This is a genomic window from Tritonibacter sp. SIMBA_163 (genome assembly GCF_046535935.1).
Lineage (GTDB): Bacteria > Pseudomonadota > Alphaproteobacteria > Rhodobacterales > Rhodobacteraceae > Epibacterium > Epibacterium scottomollicae.
This window is the reverse complement of record NZ_JAWJBP010000205.1, coordinates 1-336: the sequence shown is the minus strand read 5'-3', so window position 1 is coordinate 336 and position 336 is coordinate 1. Positions and strand designations below refer to the sequence as shown.

At 69.9% G+C, this 336-nt stretch carries 1 protein-coding gene; it reads left to right on the top strand.

Annotated features, from left to right (window positions below):
• The coding region (locus tag R0J92_RS22100; RefSeq protein ID WP_411053229.1) for a hypothetical protein at positions 1 to 336 on the top strand (336 nt) is incomplete at both ends.

The following is a 336-nucleotide window of genomic DNA, read 5'->3' as shown; positions in this document are numbered from 1 at the left end:
GGGCCGATCACGGAGGTTCGCAATTACGCCGACGCCAGCGGGCTCGGCTCGATCATCGACAGCTTGGACAACCCGGGCTCCGTCGGCAGCTCCGGCCTCGCGTGGCACCCGGACAGCGACCACCTGTTCTTCGGCAACAACACCGCCTCACGGTGCGGGGCCTACCCCTTCGACGGCGCGACCATCGGCACGCTCATCACCTGCCCGCAGGGGGTCGTCGGGGCCTCGTGGAACGCCGCCGGCGACAAGGCCCTCGGGGTGGACCTCAACGACGTGGGGCGGGTCTACACGTTCGTCAAGAGCCCCGGCTCCCTCTCCCTGCTGGACAGCGACTCC